The organism is Geomonas sp. Red276 (assembly GCF_054784495.1).
The window spans coordinates 1-2,085 of record NZ_BLXW01000082.1 but is presented as its reverse complement, the minus strand read 5'-3'; the positions used below and the strand labels follow the sequence as shown (position 1 = coordinate 2,085).

General features: G+C 55.2%; 1 protein-coding gene. It reads left to right on the top strand.

The window, feature by feature from the left end; translation table 11 throughout:
• Positions 1-219: 219 nt before the first annotated feature.
• A complete protein-coding gene (locus ACYVL5_RS23495; protein ID WP_460597976.1) occupies positions 220-1,410 on the top strand; it encodes a tyrosine-type recombinase/integrase in 1,191 nt (396 codons plus the stop codon).
• The last annotated feature ends 675 nt before the right edge of the window (positions 1,411-2,085 follow it).

The following is a 2,085-nucleotide window of genomic DNA, read 5'->3' as shown; positions in this document are numbered from 1 at the left end:
GGTAACTCGTTCCTTTGGCATCGTGCCCTCCCTCGTGAAGTGAGGTGTACGATACCGTTTGAGTTACCTCGCGACTACTTGAATCAGCCGGTCGCAATGCTCCGGAATGCCGGTCGCAATCCCGTCGGAATGCCGGTCGCGATCACGCCGGAACAGCGGTCGCAATCAGATCGGAATGCCGGTCGCAATCGACCGGAATCCGCACCAGGAGGCCCCGGCATGGCACTGACTGATGTTAAGGCAAGAAACGCAAAGCCCGGAGAGAAACAAGTCAAGCTGTCTGACAGCGACGGCATGTATCTGCTCATCACCCCCAGCGGCGGGAAGTGCTGGCGTCTCAAGTACCGCATCGACGGGAAAGAAAAGGTATTGGCACTTGGCACCTACCCTGAAGTGTCGCTTTCAGAGGCAAGAGAGAAGCGAGCCGCAGCCCGTAAGCAGTTGGCAAACGGGATTGACCCTAGCGCGGTCAAGAAGGCAAAGAAGGCCGCAGCAGTCGCCGCCCTGGAAAACAGCTTTGAAGTTGTTGCGCGTGAGTGGCACGAGAAATTCAGATCAACCTGGACCGAAGGCCACGCCGAAACCATCATGAGCAGGCTTGAGCAAAACGTGTTCCCCTGGCTGGGGAAAATGACAATCGGTGAAATTGAGGCACCGGATGTGCTATCGGTCCTGCGCAGGGTAGAAGCGCGGGGAGCGCTGGAAACGGCGCACAGGGTGAAGACGATATGCGGGCAAGTGTTCCGCTATGCTATCGCCACTGGAAGAGCAAAGAGGGACGTTGCCGCAGACCTGAAAGGGGCGCTGCCACCGGCAATAGCACGGCACCACGCAGCGGTTACAGATCCTAAAGAGGTTGCCCCACTCTTGCGTGCTATTGAGGGGTACAAGGGCGGTTTTGTTGTCCGTAGTGCTCTGCAACTGGCGGCGCTCTTCTTTGTGCGCCCCGGCGAGCTTCGACATGCTGAATGGTCTGAGGTTGACTTTGACTCAGCACAATGGAACATTCCCGCCGAGCGCATGAAGATGAAACAGGCGCACATTGTGCCCCTTTCTGCTCAGGCGCTGGAGATCCTGCGCGAGCTGCACCCGTTGACTGGGGAGGGGAGGTATGTCTTCCCCAGTGTCAGAACCAGGTTGCGCCCCATGAGTGAAAACACCGTCAATGCGGCGCTCAGGCGTCTAGGGTATGAAGGAGACGAAATGACCGGCCACGGCTTCCGAGCTATGGCGCGGACCATCCTTGACGAGGTGCTGCAATTCAGACCCGACTATATCGAGCACCAATTAGCCCACGCCGTGAAAGATCCGAACGGCAGGGCATACAACAGGACAGCGCACCTTGCCCAGCGGCGCGACATGATGCAGGCATGGGCGGATTACCTGGATGAACTGAGACGCTCCGCTTAGACTGTTTTCCCTCCACCACCACAAGGCCCCCAGGCGTGTTACTGGGGGCCTTTCTTTTGTCTCTGCCACCTTCTATTGGTGATACCACTCCGCCCTTAATCCGCACCAAAACAGGCAACAAGACAGATTTAGTCTTCATTTATAGGTGATATTAAAGCGCCTGTGCCCTCTTTTCCTGTTCGCCTCTCCAGGTGATGTCCGATCCTCGACCAGTACCACCGGCACCGCGTCTGCTCAAAACCCCGAATACCTACACACCGCCCTTTCCTAGATCGAAACGTATATCCCCGCGCCTTCCCTACCTTAAAAACTTCGTATTCCCTTGCCCTTACCGCCGCTCGGTCAAAAATCATGCCACGAATGTGAAAAAATCTGTTCCTCGGTGGAGAAATACTCGTCTGAACTCTGTATATAGGAAAGTAGGAGGAAATTTTCTCATGAGAAAAAAGACCGCCTTCCACACCTACAAAAAGTAGAGGGAGAGATCCCGACGACGCCAAATTGTTGGAAACCTTGAGGAGAAAGAATGGACACGACAAAACTTATCCTGATTAGCGCCAATCTTCCGCTGGAAGACAAGCGCGACATATTACGTCGTAGGTGGTTCATATAATCACGGCACATTCCATCCGAGGAGGCTGCCGTGAAGAATCGTTTCCAGTTCCAGTCAGGCCT

Excerpts from the sequence above, each read along its gene's own strand:
- ACYVL5_RS23495 (WP_460597976.1), top strand. The coding sequence starts at position 220 with ATGGCACTGACTGATGTTAAGGCAAGAAACGCAAAGCCCGGAGAGAAA.